Origin of the sequence: Blautia sp. An46 (assembly GCF_002161645.1) — a bacterium.
Lineage (GTDB): Bacteria > Bacillota > Clostridia > Lachnospirales > Lachnospiraceae > Blautia > Blautia ornithocaccae.
This window is the reverse complement of the sequence record NZ_NFIF01000014.1, coordinates 19,417-37,798: the sequence shown is the minus strand read 5'-3', so window position 1 is coordinate 37,798 and position 18,382 is coordinate 19,417. Positions and strand designations below refer to the sequence as shown.

Below are 18,382 nucleotides of genomic sequence, written 5' to 3'. Positions count from 1 at the left end.
ACTTTTGAGATTATAAATTGAGGTGAAGAATATGCAGATTCATTTGAGCTCTGATAAATATGATGTTATCCACAGCGGACAAGTATTTTTGTTTGAAAAAAATAAAAATCTTCGCTTAGAGGTTGACACGGAAGACGATTTGATTTTTACAATTGAATTGAGATTTTACGAGAATGAGTCTGGAGACCAGGAAATCAGGCAGAATATAAATGAAAATCAGATTTTACTGTCCTGCTATAATTTTCATAAAATGGGGGCGGGTCTTAAAACTCCTGTTGAGGTGGCTACAGTAAAAGGGAAAAAATTATATTTCTTTTTCTGGTCTGACTTGATAGCTGGAGAATCGAGAAGTGTATCTTACACCTTTTTCTATGAAAGATAGTAAATGAGGGAGCGAACATGAGTCATATTGTCGATAAAGTGAAAATTGAGTTAAATGTGAATACGGCATCTGACAGCGTGCGTCGGTCCGTGATATATGAAGTGATGCATATGGAGAAGACTGTAGCCAGAATATCTTCTACCGGAGAGGCAGAAGTTCTGAACAGAAAATTTATGCCATATGATCTTTATTTGGAAGAGGAAGATCTGGAATACGACATTGAAATAAGGATGAACAATCTTAACAACTTTTATCACTGGTGCGCATCCAGAGTATTATCCCTGGACAGAAAATATGCTAAGGAAATTTTAAACAGCATAGGTGCTGTACAGGCAGTGACAGACAGGGAACGTGCAGATATTTCTCTTTCTTATCATTGCGTTTCTCTTACAGATGTGTTCTGGGTGAGAAAGCATGGATCAGGGATAGGGAAGGCTTCCGGCTTTTGAAAGACGGAGATGAGAATGTAGTAAGGAGAGAACTGCTTGCAAGCCAGATCTGTCAATGCTTTGCTGTGCGTCAGGTTGTATACAGAGAATCTTCTTTTGAAGGAATACAGGTGAGTGAGAGCAGTCTGGTTACTTCAAAAGAACAGTCTATGATTTCAAAAATGTCATTTGATATTTATGCCTGCAATCATGATTTGGATACGCTGGAGATATGTAAAGAAATTGACCCTGAAACTTATTACGGAATGAATATTCTGGATTATCTTACAGGAAATACAGACAGACATCCGGAGAACTGGGGATTTTTGGTGGATAATACCACAAATGACTATATATCCTTATATCCTGTGATGGATTTTAATCAGTGTTTTCAAGCCTATGATACATTAGAGGGAGCCAACTGTCAGACAGTTCTTCCGGCTAAAATGACACAGAGAGAGGCTGCCGTGGAAGCAGTAAAGAAGATAGGACTGCCTCAGATCCGGGAAATGGATATGGATAAATTTGGCGATATGAGAGAAGAGGCAAAGATGTTTCAGATGAGGCTTCAGGAACTGAGAGGCTATTTATAAGAGGGACTTTATACCTCTTATAAATAGCCTCTCAAACCGCCATTATATATGCTGCCAGATTGCAGAATAAAAGTGCGGCTGCTGCAGAGCCCAGCACCATGTAAAGGGGCCGGTATCGGAATCTTTTAACAAACAGGAGCTCACCGCCCAGGCAGATAAGACATAAAACCGGGGGAAACCAGGTGGGGATGCCGGCCTTTGCTCCGATTTGGATACAATTATAGAGCAGCCCCAGGCTGACAGCAAAAAGGAGACCGCTGATAATTGGTCTGGTGGCTTTTTTCAGATGTTCAAAGACTGCGGCGTTTTCCAGCTGTTCATAAAAATAAGCGCCAACAGAATAGGTGATGCAGGACATGGCCACTGCACAGCCGAAGCCGCCAAGGCCTGTCAGTATGCCGGTCCAGATGTTGCCATCTGCCCGATATCCCAGAAAATATCCGGTTCCTGTCAGAATCTTGCACAGGATAGAACCTGGAATGGCGTTTGCTACGGGAACCAGATTTGAATAGAAATCCGAGTAAAGGACCAGTCCGGAAGTGACAAACATACCTCCCGCCACTGCCAGATAGGCGTCTCCTCCGCCAAATGACAGAATACTGCTCAGGGCGCCCCGGAATAGATAGGTACCGGTGCCTTCATAGACAAATAGAGCAGGCAGGGCCAGCAGAACCATAAAGAGAAAGGCCATGGCTGCCTCCCGGAGAGCCGGAAATATACTGGTATTCAGCCTCATATGATGCTGTCTTAAGTCCTTCACCAGTCCCCAGACTGCCATAAGGAACATTAAGAGCGGCAAAAATATCTTCAGAGGCGTCTGAGAAAACAGTTCCATTTCACCTACACAGACACAATAAAGGAGAGCTATGGAGAAGGCTGGAATAACCTTCCGAAGACGATAGTCGTCACCCAGCCAGAAAATCAGGAAAAAGGCTACAGCCATTACATTAACAGTGGAAATACTGAAAAGAGGCTGTCCTTCAATTCCGAAGATCTGATAGATCTGGCTGCCGCAGGTCAGTCCGAATACAGATGCAATGATCAGTACACAGGGCAGACTGAAAGGAAATTTTCGGAGGATCCTGTTTTTGGGACGACGGCTTTCCGGTATCTGGCTGTTGTCCAGAGTCTGGGCAATATAGCATCCTAATACATAGAGGATATAAGCAGTGACGCCTACAGAGAGATAATTGATCTGCAGAGTCAGCCCGCTTCCGAAAGAACTTAACAGCGCGGTAAAGAAAAGGACCAGGAGACAACCGGGAAGAGAAATTGCAGCGGCTGCACAGAGCATTCCCAGGTCTCCTGCTGTAATGCGTCCGATTCCTGATGCAATTTCCACAGGAAGAGCGCCGGGAGTAATAGAGGCAACGACCACTGCCTCTTCAAAATCTTCTTTCGATACAAGACCGTATTCTTCCACAGCTTTTCTATATAACACGGGTATCAGCGCGTTCCCTCCGCCGAAGCCCAGAAGGCCGCACTGGACCATAGCCGTGATCAGTCTGAAAATCTTATGCTTTTGTTTTGGTTTTTCCTTTGTCATCTCTCGCCCAGCTTTCCGGAGCCTTACGGCCAGCAAGTTTTTCTACTTTTCTGATTTCATTCCGATAATAATAGTTCAGAAGTCTGCGGGTAGCAGGAAGCATTTTTGAGGTATCTGTTTCTGACCGGGTACAGGTATCCATGATCCAGTCATAAAAATTTGTATATTTCTGAAAAAATCCAGGATGGCTGTGGCCCAGATTAAGAAACTCAAAAAGCGTATAATAAATTCCCTGAGAGTAATACATGATCTTTGAGCGAAGGGGAGAGGCCGGACGGAAATTGGTCTCATTGCTCTTTACGCCAAAGGTCATTTCAGGATTTTCAGGAATCTGGAGAAAATGGAGGATATCTTTTGTCTCTCTTTCTTCATCCCGGATAAAATCTTCAAAGAAAACAAATTTCATGTTTTCTTTGGAAAAGTATCTCAGGTATTCCTGAATACAATATGCATAATTCCCCTGAGAAAAGCAGAGGTATTTCATGCGTTTTTTCATGATTTCCTTCCGGCGCCTGGGATTGAGCAGCACAGAGCGGACATAGGTGTCAAAAGCTGCAGCATGGCCTCTTTTTTTATCATCGGCTACTACAGACATAGGGAGAAATCCCAGGGCAAGGAAATATTTATAGGCGGAATAACACCGGTCTGCCGGATCCCGCATCATAAAGATCAGTTTTGTATCATGGGGAAAGTCTTTTCCCAGCCAGCGCGCGCACCCGCCAAAGCCCAGACCTGCATTGACCTCTCCGGTATATAACTGCATATTCTTTGTATTGACAGCAGCTTTTTCTGAATCTTTGAGGATATTTTGGGTGTTGCTGGCAGATGATTCTTTTTTGGAGGCAGTTTTGACAGCAGAGCTTTTATCTCCAGATGTCCGGCCTCTTCGTCCTGTGAGGAGGCCTACGGAATCTGCAGTCTTTTGGCGGCCAGAGGCCGCGGCTTTTCGTGCGGCCTCATAATGACCGAAATATCTTTTCTCATACCAGGAAGCTCCCAGTATTCTTCTTACAAGAGGGACCCGGTAAAACATAGGCTCTTTCACATCTTCTGTCAGATAGACATTCGGGTGCTGTTTTAGCAGGTCATAAAGGGACGTAGTCCCGCATTTTTGAAATCCGATACAGATAAAATCGGGTCGCTTTTTCATATGCTCTCCTTCTTGAAAGTATTTAATTATAAAAATGAAGACAGCTTGTCCAGAATATTGGCTACGCAGGCGTCAATGGAACGTTCTGTGGTATCCACTGTGATTTCCGGAGATACAGGAATCTCATAAGGACTGCTGACGCCGGTAAAGTCATGGATCTGTCCCATACGGGCTTTTTTGTAAAGCTCTTTGGTGTCACGGTTTTCACATTCTTCCAGCGGCGTGCTGACATAGACCTCTATAAAAGAGGAGCCGATGATATTTCTGGCATTTTCACGGTCCCGGTGGAAAGGTGAGATAAAAGCAGTCAGTACGATGAGGCCGGCGTCATTCATCAATTTTGCTACCTGAGCGATCCTGCGGATATTTTCAATCCGGTCTTCTTCTGAAAAGCCAAGATCTCTGTTCAGCCCAAGGCGGACATTATCCCCGTCCAGCACCATGGTATGTTTCCCCATGGCATAGAGTCTTTTTTCCAGAGCATTTGCCAGCGTGGACTTTCCAGAGCCGGACAGTCCGGTAAACCAGATGGTCAGAGGCTTCTGCCCCATATTCCTGGCCCGGATATCTCTGGTCAGATCAAAATTGTGCCAGAACAGATCCCCAGATCCGGCCATAATGCTTTTCACTGTGCCCCCTGCACAGGTGCGGTTGGTTACCTGGTCAATGAGTATCAGTCCTCCCAGAGGCTGGCAGTTATCAAAAGTATCTAATATGATTTTATCGGAGCTTAAAATGCTGCATACGCCGATTTCATTTTTGTACAGCCGGTCTGCGGGAACATGTCTGCCGCTGTGGACATCAATCTTATACTGGATTTCCATGACCGTGACGTTGGTCATTTTTGTTCCCAGTTTCAGTATGTAGTTTACTCCCGGTACAAGAGGGGACTCATCCATCCATAAAAGTGTGACCATAAAACTTTCTGATATGGGATGGCCTTTTCCAGTTACAAGGACACAGCCTCTGGAGATATCGATCTCTCTGTTCAGCTGCAGAGTTACGGGCTGGCCTGTAATGGCATGTTCTACAGAGTCAAAGCCGGTAAGAATACCGGTAACCACAGCAGATTCCCCGCTGGGAAGGCTGCGGACCTCATCTCCTACAGAGATACTTCCGCTTTCAATCTGTCCCTGAAAACCACGGAAACCGGAATTAGGACGGCATACTCTCTGGACAGGCATGGTAAAATCTGTCTGAGTGCCATCGGAAAGGATTTCTACCTGATCCAGATATTCCAGCAGGGAAAGGCCCTTATACCAGGGCATCTGGTCAGAGTGTTCCGTAATGTTGTCTCCGGCAGTGGCAGAGACAGGAATGATGGTAAGACTGTTTAAAGAGAAGGAATCTGTCATTTCGTAAATCGTGTTTTCAATCTCTTTGTACCTCTGGCGGTCATAGCCCACCATATCCATCTTATTGATAGCAAATACCACGTCCCGGATTCCCATCAGGTAACAGATACGCAGATGTCGTCTGGTCTGGATCTGCACGCCTTTGGAGGCGTCAATGAGAATGATAGCCAGCTGGGCAAAAGAAGCGGCCACAGCCATATTCCGGGTATATTCTTCATGGCCGGGAGCATCGGCTACGATGTAGCTGCGCACTTCTGTCTTAAAATAACGATAGGCCACGTCAATGGTAATCCCTTGTTCTCTTTCGCTCATAAGTCCATCCAGCAGCAGAGAGTAGTCAATCTGTCCGCCGGCGCTTCCCACTCTGCTGTCCAGTTCCAAAGCCTGGCGCTGGTCTGCATAGAGCTGTTTGGTATCATATAGAAGATGACCGATCAGGGTGGATTTTCCGTCATCTACGTTTCCGCAGGTAAGAAATTTTAACAGGTCTTTCATCAGAAATATCCCTCCCTTTTTCTACGCTCCATGCTGCCGGCAGCTTCATGATCAATGACACGGCTGGTCCTTTCGGAATAAACCGCTCCCAGAGTTTCAGCAATGATCTTTTCCAGGGTATCTGCATCTGATTCCATTCCGCCGGTGAGAGGGTAGCAGCCCAGTGTACGGAAACGTATTTTTTTATATTGGATCTCTTCTCCGGGAAGAAGTTTCAGCCGGTCATCATCTACCATGATAATATTGCCGTCCCGATAGATGCAGGGACGTTCTTTGGCATAGTAGAGAGAAACGATTTCAATATTTTCCCGCTGTATATACTGCCAGATATCTGCCTCTGTCCAGTTAGACAGAGGGAAGACACGGATGCTTTCTCCTTTATGGATTTTTGTATTGTATAAATTCCACATTTCAGGCCGCTGATTCTTGGGATCCCAGGTCTGTTCCTTACTGCGGAAAGAAAAGATACGTTCTTTGGCTCTGGACTTTTCTTCATCTCTGCGTCCGCCGCCGAAGGCTGTTGTAAAGCCATAATGTTTCAGCGCTGCTTTCAGAGCCTGAGTTTTCATAATATCTGTATAGGCAGCACCATGATCAAAAGGGTTGATTCCCTGGCGAACTCCTTCCTGGTTTGTATAAACCAGCATGTTCAGATTATATTTTTCGGCAATGTGGTCCCGGAATTCGATCATTTCGCGGAATTTCCAGGTTGTATCAATATGAAGAAGGGGAAAGGGAAGATTTTCCGGATAAAACGCCTTTCTGGCGAGATGGAGCATGACAGAGCTGTCCTTCCCTATAGAATATAGCATAACGGGATTTTCGCATTCTGCGGCAACTTCCCGCATAATGTAAATGGACTCTGCTTCCAGAGCGCTTAGGTGATCTAAAGAATTCAAATTTATCTCCTTTCCAGGATAATGATCCTGAGAAATAGTTTCCCTTCTATTTTAAAAGGAAAATGTGAACATTTTGTGTCAAAAAATGTATTTTTGAAAAAAGTTAAAAATGTGTTGACAATAGAGATATAAGTATTATAATAGGTCTTGCTTGCTCGGAGGGCAAATCATTCGAAAGAAATGATAAGCCGGATAAGGCACAGGCTGAGATGCCTGCACCTTGTCCGGCTTTCTTTGGGCTTATGGGAAAAACAGAACGTGATCATCTGAGGACCTGCAGCCGCAGCTGCAGGATCGGAGAAGATGTCGGGTGCGCCCGGTTATTGAAAAGATAACCAGGCGCACTTTTTTTTATTCTACAGGAAAGTCCTTTTGCCAGTAAGCCCGCCAAAGAAGCAGGCAAGTCAATAATTTGGCTGCAGGCAGCAGAGTATCCGGTCTGCAGTAACGTTGACCGAAGATTTTTAAAAAGAAAAGGGAGGCGTATTATGAGACTGATCCTAAAATTTTTAAAACCACACTGGAAGCTTTGTGTGATCACGGTTTTGCTTTTGGTCATTGATGTTGCCGGGGCATTGTATATCCCTACCCTGGCTGCAGAGATCCTCAATGAGGGAACTTCTGGCAGTACCTTTGACACTCTCCTGAACACAGGCATACAGATGGCAGCAGCTTCACTGTTGTCAGGAGTATGTGCCATCACAGGAGGTTACACCTGTGCCATGCTCTCAGCAAGACTGGGCAAGGACATGAGGGTAGCTATATATGAAAAATCACTGAAGCTTTCCATGTATGATTTCCGACAGTTTGGCACAGCATCTATCACTACCCGTACGGTGTCGGATATCACCACTATCCAGTTTGCAGTTACCAGCTGCATTCAGATGATCCTGCCGGTACCGGTAATCTTCGTTATCGCCCTGGCCCTGGCATTCAGCCTGGATGTTGAGATGGGATTCATCCTGCTGGCCGTGGTGCTGGTAGTACTTGTACTGGCATTTATCATTATCCGCAGTGCATCGCCGCTGTTCAGACGTTTGCAGAAATTACTGGACCGGATGAGCACAGTCCTTCTGGAGAATATTACCGGTGTCCGAGTTGTCCGTGCTTTTAACAATGAAGCCAGAGAGGAAAAACGTATGGCAGAAGCATTTTCCAATTATGCGGAAACCTCCATTAAGGCAAACCGCCGTTTTGCCAATCTGGACGGGCTTTCCTTCTTCTGCATTAACTTCTTCGTAGTGACTGTTTACTGGCTCAGCGGAGGAAGGATCAGTTCAGGCCATCTTCAGATCGGAGACATCACCGCAGTGATCGAGTACGCCATGATGGTGCTGTTCTTCATGATGATGGCCCAGATGGTGATCCTGACACTGCCCCGTGCCCTGGAGTGCTGTGAGAGGATCCAGGAAGTTCTGGACCATTCACCGGAAATACGTGACATGGTTACAGAGAATCCCAAAGCAGAGAAAGACGAAAACGAAGTATTGTCATTCCAGGACGTATCCTTCCGATTTGCAGATGCAGAGGAGAATACCCTTCACCGGCTGAACTTTACCTGCCGCCGGGGCGAGACTACGGCTATTATCGGAGGAACGGGAAGCGGAAAATCTACCATTGCCCTGCTGATGCTCCGTTTCCATGATGTGACAGCCGGAAATATCCGCCTGAATGGAACGGATATCCGCCAGGTGACTCAGGAATATCTGAGAGACCATATTGGATATGTACAGCAGAAGGCATGGCTTTTCTCAGGCACTGTAGCCGATAACCTGCGGTACAGCAATCCCGATGCAACAGATGAGGAATTGATGCATGCAGCAGATGTAGCTCAGGCAGGAGATTTTATCCGTTCCCTTCCTGAGGGGCTGAACTCTTACGTAGCTCAGGGAGGGACCAACTTCTCAGGAGGACAGAAACAGCGTCTATCCATTGCCAGGGCACTGGTGAAAAAACCGGAACTTTATATCTTTGACGACAGTTTTTCCGCACTGGACTTTAAGACCGACGCAGCTCTCAGAAAGGCTCTTGTCCCGGAAACCAAGGACGCCGCAGTGGTGATCATCGCCCAGAGAGTCAGCTCTATCCGCCATGCAGACCAGATCATCGTAATAAACGAAGGTGAAATGGTTGGAAAAGGAACCCATGAGGAACTGATGAAAAATTGTCCGGTGTATCGGGAAATTTCAGATTCGCAGACAAAGGAGGCATAAAGGAATGGTACAAAATATAAACAAAGCACAGAATGTATGGAAGACTATCTCCCGTCTGGCTAGGCGGCTCCATGGACAGAGAGTTCGTCTGACGGTAGTAGCGATTTCCATTATAATCTATGTTGGACTTAGTATCTGGAACCCCCTTTACAGTGCAAAGGTTATCGACCTGCTTTGGAACAATATTCAGGCAGCATGGAAAGAAGGAAGGCCTTTTGCCATTACCTGGGATCATATGGGTAAAGAACTGGTCCAGCTTACATTCCAGTATTTCTTTACATGGATATTCTATTACCTCCAGTCCTACCTGATGGCAAACGTGGCAGAGACCCTGACCTGTACCCTTAGGACAGAGATTTCCCAGAAGCTGAACCGGCTTCCATTACGTTTCTTCGACAGGAATAAAGCAGGAGAAATCCTGAGCCGTGTGACCAGCGATTTAGATAAGATTGCAGAAGTATTGCAGACGGGACTTCTGAAACTGATCGTGGCTATCGGTACCATTGTGGGCTCACTGATCGTTATGTTCATGTACAGTGTTCCGCTGACTTTGATCTTCCTGCTGTTTATGCTGATCGCCCTTCTGGTGACAAATATCGTGGCAAGAAAAAGCCTCCAGAGTGCAATGGCAAGGCAGGAAACCATTGGAACCCTTACAGGTATCGCAGAAGAATATTACAAAGGCCGTGACGTGATCAAGGCTTACAACCATGAAAAACAGAGTATTGAACAGGTAGAGGCGGCAGCAGAGGAAAACCGCATAGCAAACCAGAAAGCGGACTTCCTGACCAACTGTGTGAACCCTCTGATCCGTCTGCTTACCAGGATTGCCCACGTAGTTATTGCAGTGATCGCAGGTAAGGCTATGCTGGAGGGAAGAATGACCGTAGGTGTTGTTCAGGCTTTCTTCCAGTATGTAAACCAGACGGCAGAGCCTATGACAGAGGCATCTTATATGCTCAACTCTCTTCAGTCAGCTCTGGCTTCTGCAGAAAGAACCTTTGAGCTGCTGGATGATGAGGAACAGGTTCCTGACAAAACAACGGTGACTACCATTGAACGGGCCCAGGGACGGATTGGTTTTGAGCATGTAAGTTTCGGATATGATCCAGATAAACTTCTGATGAAGGATATCAGCTTTAAGGCAGAACCAGGACAGAAGATTGCTGTGGTAGGAAGTACAGGAGCAGGAAAGACCACACTTATCAATCTGCTTATGAGATTCTACGAGATAAACGGCGGAAAGATTACCATAGATGGAGTGCCGACCACAGACATGAGCCGCAGCGGCCTGCGGAAGAACTTTGGTATGGTACTCCAGGACACCTGGCTTTTCGGCGGAACTATAGCAGAAAACATAGCATACGGAAAAGCAGACGCTACAAGGGAAGAAATCATTGCAGCAACCAAAGCGGCTAAGGTGGATTATTTTATCCGTACTATGCCGAAAGGCTATGATACCGTATTGGATAATGAGGCTTCCAACCTGTCTGCAGGACAGAAACAGCTTCTGACCATTGCCAGAGTATTCCTGTGCAACCCGCCTATCCTGATCTTAGATGAGGCTACTTCAAGTGTAGATACCAGGACCGAGATGGAAATTGGAAAAGCTATGAAGAAGCTCATGAAAGGAAGGACCAGCTTTGTTATCGCCCACAGGCTTTCCACTATCCGGGATGCAGATATGATCCTGTTTATGGAAAAAGGAAATATCATTGAACAGGGCAATCATAAAGAACTGCTGGTAAAACAGGGAGCTTACGCAAAACTTTATTACAGCCAGTTTGAATAATAGAAGGACTTTATCCCCATGATACCTGGTATTCATACAGGTACATGGAGATAAAGTCCTTTTTTTACATTATAGGAAAAAGCGATCAGCGGCATAAACAGGTATATCCACTGCGGTTCAGTAAAAGCGGCAAGGCAGAGATTGAAAAATCGTATGCAACGCATTATGTGGATTCTGCTCGTGCAGCAGCTTTGAAAGAAGGTCAGTGATAGAGAACAATCGAAGATTTATGAAAAATTCACAACCAGAAAAATTGCGCTGATTGTAAAGATACTTTTTCTGTGGTATGATATGGATAACAGAAAAACTCTTTCTGTTATTTGAGTTTAAACAAGAGGAAAGCCGGTGAGACTTTGGCAGAATTGGATTTTGGAAGAAAACACGCAGAAGATTTGCAGAGACTAAGGGGCTTCCGCCTTCTGGATGACGATTTTATGAGCAAAGTCTTTGAAGATAAAGCGTGTTCGCAGTTTTTACTGCAAATCATTTTGGAGAAAAAAGATTTGATCGTCCAAAAAGTACACGCACAGCATGATGTAAAGAATTTGCAGGGACGTTCCATCCGTTTGGACATCATAGCGATTGACGAGGATGGGCGTGTCTATAATATTGAAATCCAGAGAAGTGATAAGGGAGCCAGTATTAAGCGGGCAAGGTATAACAGCAGTCTGCTGGATGCAAATGTAACGGAGCCTGGGGATGATTATGAGAATCTCGCAGAGACGTATGTTATTTTTATTACAGAGAATGATGTACTGAAAGCGGGACTGCCTATTTATCACATTGACCGGACAATCAAAGAAACTGGTGCGGCATTTGGGGATGAAACGCATATCGTATATGTAAATTCCCAGATAAAAGATGGAACAGAACTTGGTAAACTGATGCATGATTTTTCATGTACGGATGCGAACGACATGCATTATAAAATTTTAGCTGATCGAGTACGCTATTTTAAGGAAGATGCGAAAGGAGTGGAAGCTATGTGCAAGGCTATGGAAGATATGAGAAAAGAGGCCGCTGCTGAACAGTTGCTTAAAACACTTCGTAATCTAATGAAGAATTTAGGTTGGACGGCAGAGCAGGCAATGACAGCTATGGGGGTTTCTGAATCAGAAAAGGATATTCTTATGAAAAGAATTTAACAAATCATCAACAAGTCGATTAAAGCTCAAAATTTGAGCGATGGTCGGCTTTTGAAATTAAGAAATGGTATGATCCTGACTGCGGTCAGTTTCTGGAATATGGGGATGTCCGAGGATGCTGTCCACATTGGAATAGACTGTCCGAAGCTCTTTCTGGTATTCCTTGAAATAATGATAGGTGTCATATTGGGCTGACCGTTTTATGGTCAGCTTTTCTTTTCAGCCTTTAGCACTTTCATGGATGGAATTTTCCCATCAGTATTTTTGTCTTTTAAAAATTTGACTGCAGATTCATAAAGCTCAATTTCCGTCTGATGTTCCTGACGGAATTTTTTCTTATTTCTGGATTTCAGCATTTGTGCAAAAATTGGTTTGTTGGCAAGGTACTGTCCGGTATAATGAATCTGTTGATTGATATTTTTAAGCTTGCTTCGGTAGCTTTGACTGCTTTCCTGGATGTCTTGTATTTTTCGGAAATATCATCAAATGCCATTTGCAGATTTTCCCTGGAGTCATAGTGGTGCTCCTGCACATAGGCAATGGTTTTCGCCAGTTGCTGTAGATTGGAGATTTTTACTTTCTGTGCATAGGCGTGACTCTGCTGTGCTTTAACATTATTCTGGAGGTCAACAACGAGCCACAAGTCAGATTTAATAAACAAAATAGCAGCCGGATCGGAAGAATAATCATAATCCGGATTGTATTCAAAAAAGCTGTGTTTCTTTTCTTGTGGATTGGCAGGAGATTCTGGCGAATGTTCTATTTTGGAAATGTCCGGTGTCTCCTTCAAACGCTTCTGATTTTGTTCAAACAATTCTACGAGGTAGTCTTTGTAGTATTGTGTTCCCAGTGTCCGGTCAGTTATATTCCTGTTACGTTCTGGATGAAGATAACTGAAACGCCCTCTGCAATCTGTAAGTGTGATATAGTATTTTTCTTGCAATCCGTTTTTGAACTGTTCCAGATTTCCGGATTGTGAAGCAATGTCATTGATTGCATCCCGTAAATATTGTTTCTGTGTCTGAAAAGTCGTCCGGCGTGGTTTCATGCCATCCGCTACGATCTGCTCGTTACGTTTATTCAATTTTTCCTGCTCCCTGCGGGCTGCCCAGTATTCTCTCTGGGTAATTTTATTTTTAGGCGGGGAGAGCAGGTCAACCTGATAAAGATTTTCTCTATGACAAATGTCCATGACTGATTGCTACAGATAATCTTTTATCAGATGATGTTTATAACCGGCCCGGTTGTCGCAGGGACGTTCCATGAAAGGTTGCTGCTCCACATCCAGTTTTCGCAAAGAATTTATGATGATGTGTACATGGATATTTCCGCTTCCATTGTGACCGTCCATATGCGTACAGACGAGAGCCTGATGACCGGGGGGATTTTTTTTGCATATTCCATTCCCAGGGCTTGTGCCCGTTCTCCGGTCAGCCCATGGTCGTCTTTATCCTTTGGGTCAAAACTAAGGATGTAATGATGGGATTTGATGTCATCATAGTGCTGGTTCTTGTGATAACTGGAATTCAGTTTTTTGCACTCTTTATCAAAAAGCATGGCTTCACAGTTGATGTCGTCTATATAATATTCATCCCTTAATATCATGCGCCCATTTTCGTCCAGGATGGGTTCCATGGTAATCTCATCATGCTGGAACAGCATATAATCAATAATCTGACTGTAATCAGTGTTTTTGCTTGCGATGTGTTTCAACACTGCCATGATAATTACCTGCCATTTTTGCAATCTCTTTCCGCATATCAAAAATCTGTGAGATACATTCATGTATTTCGTCCTGCATCGCTTTGGAACGGATACCGCCCATGTGGAAATACCGTGCGATCTGATTCAGGTTGCCCCCGATTTTTCCAAACTCTGCGGTCAACTTCTGTAGTGCGGATACATCGGCAACCACTTCATATGTGATATTTACATTTCCCTCCAGCAACAGCTTGCGGATGTAGGCGGAAGTGGAAAGGCCGGCTTCCTGTGCCATTCTTGTCACAAGGTCATATTCGACATCCGTCAGGCGGAAAGCAATCAGATGGGAGCTGGCCAGTTCTTTTTCTTTCTTTGGTCTTGCCATAGATTCTCCTTTTTTCTATGAGCCAGCATATCCGGTAAACGCTGTATGACGCTGCGACCACAACTTTTTGTGGAAGCCAAACAGCACAAGTTTCTTGTGCGTCCACCGAGGGAATGGGGAGCCGGAATCCCCATCAAGATATGCCAGGTATGCGAAAATCCATGAAATGGGTTTTTGTATAACATAGGCGAATCTTGCCCTAGAAAAGAATTTTCCTCTCATATATCCCTATCGGGGAAAAGGAAAAAACAAGTGGAACATAAAATTTGATATAACAGCTTGTTTTCCGGCCTCTGAGGGAAGGGGTTAGTGAAAGGGGCTGGTAAAATGGTAAAGAAAAAAGCAGAGCAGGAAACACTGGCGGAAAGATTAAGGAGAATGGCACAGATGGATATCCGGGCTGTGGGCAGGGAAACACTGGTGGAAAGAAGTACCGTGAAACTTGATCCGGGATTGAGCCGGGAAGAACGTATTTTGAGCTTTATAGAGCAGATTAAAAATCCATACTGCTATCTGGATGATGGCGTAGTGTTAAAAATCAGCTTTATAAATACGGACGTCACTTTAGAGGAGCGGCTGGAAGAATATGTGCGGAATCTGTAAAATGAATAGTTTTATCGCAATACCCTCTTGAAAAATATGCGGAGTTATGGTAATTTGGATGTAGGTCAAAAAAATTTAAGAACTAACAATGAGTAGAACTCCTATGATTGAGGGTCATCCTATGTCTCAATCACAGGAGGTTTTTTTATGGCTAAAAAGAAAAATAAAATCTATCGTGCTGGTGCTTATAAGAGACTGTCGCAGGATGAGGGCAGAGGAGAGATAAGCAACAGTATCATCAACCAGACGGAACTCATTAAGGATTACGGAAAAAAACACAGCGATACTGAAATTGTTGCGGAGTACGATGACGATGGTTATTCAGGGACGAACTTTGCTGGGGTTAGATAGCGATACTTTTTACATCTACCATGTTGCGGCGGTCATGGTTGACAACTTGCGTCGGCTCCTGCTCGGTATCAACCTGTCCGACAAAGCTATAATGGATTTCGATTTTCCGGGTGTTGGTTTCCCGGTCTAATTCATGTATCAAAATACGGTCGATAAACTCATGGACGTTTTCATAGGTCAATTCCTGTATGTCGCTGTATTTCCCGACAATCTGAATAAACCTTGATATATCCCTTTTTCGCTCGGTAACGGTTGCGATCTGCTGTTGTAACTCGTCTATCCTTGCGGCAAGGGATTTCTTTTCGTCCTCATAGCCGGAAGTTAGAAACACAAACCGTTCATCTGTCAGTCTGCCTAATGCGTTGTCCTCATACAGCTTGCGGAAAAGCGTGTCAAGTTCGGTCATACGCGCCTGTGCTTTGAAAAGTTCCTTTTGCTGCTGCGCTAATGCCTTTCTCGCTTCCATGTCGCCGTACTCGGTAGCTTTACAGATAAAGTCCTGTTCGTGTTCCTTAACATACCGCAAAACCCGCCGCATATCTTCCAGCACTAAATCAAGAAGTACGTTTTTGCGGATATAATGAGAGGTACACTCGCTGCCTGTCCTTGCCCTGTTGCGCCATGCGCCGCAAGAATAGGAAAACTTGCGCGGCTCGATATTTACGCCCTGTTGGTAATACATCTTATGTCTGCAACCAGCGCAAAACAGCAAGCCGGAAAAAATATCAATCTCCGCTGCTTTTGTCGGGCGGTGGCGGGTAGCAATCCGCTTTTGCGCAAGTTCAAAGGTTTCCTCGTCAACAAGCGGCTCATGGGTGTTTGGGAAGAAATAGCGTTGTTCTTCTTCGTTCTTCCGGGTCTTTTTCGACTTGTAGGATACCTTGTGAGTTTTCGCGGTTATGGTATGCCCTAAATATTCCTGCCTTGCTAATATGTCATAGAGCGTTTTGTCCGGCCAAGTATAGGGGGCGATCATTGCCCGCTGATACCGCGCCTGTCCTGTACGCTGATAGCGCAACGCTCCAATCGTCAAGACTTTGTTTTCCGCAAGCCATTTTTGGATTTCGCACATACGCACGCCGCTAACAAACATAGCGAAAACCTGTTTGACAATCGGCGCGGTTTCCGGGTCGGGTATAAGGTGGTGGCGGTTGTTCGGGTCTGGGATATAGCCGTATGGATATTCCCCGTTGACGCGCTCGCCTTTTTGCGCCTGTGCCTGTTTAACTGCGCGGATTTTCTTGCTTGTGTCGCGGGCGTAAAACTCGTTAAACCAGTTCCGCAAGGGGGTAAACTCGTTATCCTCCCGCGCTGTGTCAACTCCGTCGTTGATCGCGATATAGCGTACTCCGTTTTCGGGAAATACAATCTCTATGAGTTCGCCCGTTTTCAGATAGTTTCTGCCAAGACGGGAAAGGTCTTTGGTAATGACCGTCGCCACTCGTCCGGCTTCCACTTCCTGCAACATCGCTTGCAGCCCCTCGCGCTCAAAACTCACGCCGGAAAATCCGTCGTCCACAAAAAACTTTGTGTTCAAAAAATGGTGTTCGTCCGCATAGCGTTGAAGTATCATTTTTTGGTGCTGTATGCTTCCGCTTTCTCCGGCTTGCATATCCTCTTGACTTAAACGGCAGTAAAGGGCGGTGATTTTATTCGACTGTAACATTAGTCCTCCTTTCCGACAGCCGAATAAACAGGTATAATGTGTTGCTATCATTATACCATATCCCGCCGCCTAATGCACTACTCGGACGCTAAAAATCCCGGATTTCCGGGCTTTTTCTGCAAATCCTTTACAATGAGTTTCTCAATCTTTTTATGGATTGTATCGGTTGCCTTTTCACTCGGCAACGCTTGAACAAGATAGGTGATTTTCCCTATTTTGCGTTCGGTTGTAATTGTCTGTTTTTTATCCATTAGAAAAACCTCCTTTTCCTGTATGGATAAACTATATTCGTCAAAAGGCAAAAACGGGCGGTTGTTAGCTGCAACCTCACGGGAGTTTCACCCCGGCCCATGCTTATGGGTGCGCCGCGCAATACTTTGAGGGTGTTCAACGCGGGAGTATCATTGTGCCGCCTTGTATGTCGTCGCCCACAAGCTGCTAAACCTGTTTTACGGCGCGGTAGTTCTCGCTCGGCTTTTCCCCTATGGGGAAAAGCTGTCATGGCGTACCCGCCGACTGGCTCGGTACAGACGGAATGTACCCGTTTGCCTGTTATGCTGCGCACCAAAGGCCGCTTTCTTTGTCAAAGAACAATAGGCTTTGTCGGCCTGCAAAAGCACATCAACAGCGGATATGCTTTTGCGGAACGACAAATAGCCCATAACGGGAAGCGTGGAAAGGGGACACGCTCCCCGCATGGGCTAAAAGATTATCCTACATGAAAAGCAAGGGTGCGGGTAATAAGGCGCACTTGCAGCCTGTTACGCATTTCCTCGTCCACATAGGAATAGGTATTGCCCGCGTCGTCTTTCAGCGTGCGGGTACAAAGTTTCGCTATGTAACCCTCGTAGTGCTTCAAGATCGCGCACATGGCGGTTGTGTCGCCGTTTGCCGCTGCGGAAATGACAGGGAACGGCAACAGATTTTCAGACTTCCTAACGGTATTCATCATCTGCTTTTCCCTCCAAATACTGTTTGATTTTCGCAAGCGCGGATTTCCTGTGCCGGAAAACCGTCGTGCGTACAACATTCAGCAGTTCGCCAATTTCCGCGTCGCTCATATCCAAGAAGTAGGACAAAAGGATAATGTCGCGTTTCCTTTCGGGCAAAGCGTTAAGGGCTTCGGCAAGCAGTTCATTTTTGACGAGTACATCAAAGCCGGACACTTGAAAACGGAAATAATCGCTTTCGTATTCGTCCGTTGTGAAAAGCTGCGCGAGTTCGCTTTCGCTCAAATCCGAAAAAGTAACTTCGCGTGCTGCGCGTTTCGCAAGAGTGCGGCGGTGGCTTTTCGCTTCGCCGACCAAAGTTTTCTTTGCTAATGCGTCGTACTGATGTTGTATTCTTTCCTTGTCGGAAGAAGATAGCTCCATAGAGTTCACCTCCTTCCCGCGTGGAGTAGAGGACGGGAGTTAAGGGCTTGTCCTCTCTGCCCCTTTCGCTCCGTACCCGTTCGGGAGATGGCTCTTGAGTGCGCTTTTCAGAAAAAAGTTGAAAAAAGCAAAATGCGCCCGTCCGCAAGACGCGGACGGGCGCAAAGGAAATGTAAGCAGTAGCTAAATGTATTGACAGTTCACATTCATAGCCGGAATATCCCGCTTGCGGAGCATAGCTTTTTTTGACCGCAAAGCATTAGGCGGGTTACAGTAAATAAAAATGGACACGGCGATACCTCCCC

19 protein-coding genes are annotated in these 18,382 nt (G+C 45.4%); 8 read left to right on the top strand and 11 right to left on the bottom strand.

Annotated elements, in window-relative coordinates:
• Positions 1-31 precede the first annotated feature (31 nt).
• Genes B5G00_RS12145 through B5G00_RS19350 form a run of 3 tightly spaced genes read left to right on the top strand, consistent with a single transcriptional unit; the run spans position 32 to position 1,403 of the window.
• Positions 32-382 carry a DUF6864 domain-containing function gene (locus B5G00_RS12145; RefSeq protein WP_087273046.1) on the top strand — a complete coding sequence of 117 codons (351 nt, stop codon included), beginning with the start codon at positions 32-34 and terminating at the stop codon, positions 380-382.
• A gap of 17 nt (positions 383-399) precedes the next feature.
• Positions 400-831, top strand: coding sequence for a hypothetical protein (locus B5G00_RS19355; protein ID WP_242971346.1), 432 nt, complete (start codon positions 400-402; stop codon positions 829-831).
• On the top strand, positions 828-1,403 hold the full coding sequence (locus B5G00_RS19350; protein WP_242971345.1) for a hypothetical protein: 576 nt from the start codon (positions 828-830) through the stop codon (positions 1,401-1,403). Before B5G00_RS19355 ends, B5G00_RS19350 begins: the two co-directional genes overlap by 4 nt.
• Positions 1,404-1,434: 31 nt before the next feature.
• Here the strand turns inward: B5G00_RS19350 and B5G00_RS12135 are convergent, their stop codons facing one another.
• The 4 genes from B5G00_RS12135 to cysD are packed head-to-tail and all read right to left on the bottom strand — an operon-like array spanning position 1,435 to position 6,848.
• A complete protein-coding gene (locus B5G00_RS12135; protein ID WP_087273044.1) occupies positions 1,435-2,949 on the bottom strand; it encodes a chromate transporter in 1,515 nt (504 codons plus the stop codon).
• Positions 2,918-4,099, bottom strand: a complete 1,182-nt coding sequence (locus B5G00_RS12130; RefSeq protein WP_087273041.1) for a sulfotransferase domain-containing protein — start codon at positions 4,097-4,099, stop codon at positions 2,918-2,920. The genes B5G00_RS12135 and B5G00_RS12130 overlap by 32 nt, the downstream gene beginning before the upstream one ends.
• 26 nt (positions 4,100-4,125) lie before the next feature.
• Positions 4,126-5,949 carry an adenylyl-sulfate kinase gene (gene cysC / locus B5G00_RS12125; protein WP_087273038.1) on the bottom strand — a complete coding sequence of 608 codons (1,824 nt, stop codon included), beginning with the start codon at positions 5,947-5,949 and terminating at the stop codon, positions 4,126-4,128.
• Positions 5,949-6,848 carry a sulfate adenylyltransferase subunit CysD gene (gene cysD / locus B5G00_RS12120; RefSeq protein ID WP_087273035.1) on the bottom strand — a complete coding sequence of 300 codons (900 nt, stop codon included), beginning with the start codon at positions 6,846-6,848 and terminating at the stop codon, positions 5,949-5,951. The genes cysC and cysD overlap by 1 nt, the downstream gene beginning before the upstream one ends.
• Positions 6,849-7,336: 488 nt before the next feature.
• Between cysD and B5G00_RS12115 the strand changes: the two genes are divergently transcribed.
• The 3 genes from B5G00_RS12115 to B5G00_RS12105 all read left to right on the top strand — a co-directional run bounded on the left by B5G00_RS12115 (position 7,337) and on the right by B5G00_RS12105 (position 11,998).
• Positions 7,337-9,061, top strand: a complete 1,725-nt coding sequence (locus B5G00_RS12115) for an ABC transporter ATP-binding protein (RefSeq protein WP_087273032.1) — start codon at positions 7,337-7,339, stop codon at positions 9,059-9,061.
• A 4-nt stretch (positions 9,062-9,065) separates the two neighbouring features.
• Complete coding sequence (locus B5G00_RS12110; protein ID WP_087273029.1) at positions 9,066-10,853, top strand: ABC transporter ATP-binding protein; 1,788 nt, start codon at positions 9,066-9,068, stop codon at positions 10,851-10,853.
• A 353-nt stretch (positions 10,854-11,206) separates the two neighbouring features.
• Complete coding sequence (locus B5G00_RS12105; protein ID WP_330396360.1) at positions 11,207-11,998, top strand: PD-(D/E)XK nuclease family transposase; 792 nt, start codon at positions 11,207-11,209, stop codon at positions 11,996-11,998.
• 349 nt (positions 11,999-12,347) lie between these two features.
• Here the strand turns inward: B5G00_RS12105 and B5G00_RS19645 are convergent, their stop codons facing one another.
• The 3 genes from B5G00_RS19645 to B5G00_RS12085 form a co-directional block, all read right to left on the bottom strand.
• On the bottom strand, positions 12,348-13,082 hold the full coding sequence (locus tag B5G00_RS19645) for a hypothetical protein (RefSeq protein ID WP_330396359.1): 735 nt from the start codon (positions 13,080-13,082) through the stop codon (positions 12,348-12,350).
• Positions 13,083-13,300: 218 nt separating this feature from the next.
• A complete protein-coding gene (locus tag B5G00_RS19640; protein ID WP_330396358.1) occupies positions 13,301-13,720 on the bottom strand; it encodes a hypothetical protein in 420 nt (139 codons plus the stop codon).
• A complete protein-coding gene (locus B5G00_RS12085) occupies positions 13,683-14,084 on the bottom strand; it encodes a plasmid mobilization protein (RefSeq protein ID WP_087273023.1) in 402 nt (133 codons plus the stop codon). Before B5G00_RS12085 ends, B5G00_RS19640 begins: the two co-directional genes overlap by 38 nt.
• A 327-nt stretch (positions 14,085-14,411) precedes the next feature.
• Here B5G00_RS12085 and B5G00_RS12080 point away from each other — a divergent pair, with 327 nt between their 5' ends.
• Entirely contained in the window at positions 14,412-14,687 is a 276-nt protein-coding gene (locus B5G00_RS12080) for a DUF6870 family protein (RefSeq protein ID WP_242971344.1), read from the top strand.
• A 147-nt stretch (positions 14,688-14,834) separates the two neighbouring features.
• Entirely contained in the window at positions 14,835-15,038 is a 204-nt protein-coding gene (locus tag B5G00_RS12075; protein ID WP_087273020.1) for a hypothetical protein, read from the top strand.
• Here B5G00_RS12075 and B5G00_RS12070 read toward each other — a convergent pair.
• The 4 genes from B5G00_RS12070 to B5G00_RS12050 all read right to left on the bottom strand — a co-directional run bounded on the left by B5G00_RS12070 (position 15,031) and on the right by B5G00_RS12050 (position 18,077).
• A complete protein-coding gene (locus tag B5G00_RS12070; protein WP_002604471.1) occupies positions 15,031-16,704 on the bottom strand; it encodes a recombinase family protein in 1,674 nt (557 codons plus the stop codon). The two genes, B5G00_RS12075 and B5G00_RS12070, sit on opposite strands and share 8 nt — an antisense overlap.
• Before the next feature lie 77 nt (positions 16,705-16,781).
• On the bottom strand, positions 16,782-16,955 hold the full coding sequence (locus B5G00_RS12065; protein ID WP_002604472.1) for a transposon-encoded TnpW family protein: 174 nt from the start codon (positions 16,953-16,955) through the stop codon (positions 16,782-16,784).
• A gap of 458 nt (positions 16,956-17,413) precedes the next feature.
• Positions 17,414-17,656, bottom strand: a complete 243-nt coding sequence (locus B5G00_RS12055; RefSeq protein ID WP_002604473.1) for a helix-turn-helix domain-containing protein — start codon at positions 17,654-17,656, stop codon at positions 17,414-17,416.
• The gene (locus tag B5G00_RS12050; protein WP_002604474.1) at positions 17,640-18,077 is read right to left on the bottom strand and encodes a sigma-70 family RNA polymerase sigma factor; all 438 of its coding nucleotides are present in this window, start codon (positions 18,075-18,077) and stop codon (positions 17,640-17,642) included. Before B5G00_RS12050 ends, B5G00_RS12055 begins: the two co-directional genes overlap by 17 nt.
• Positions 18,078-18,382: the final 305 nt, after the last annotated feature.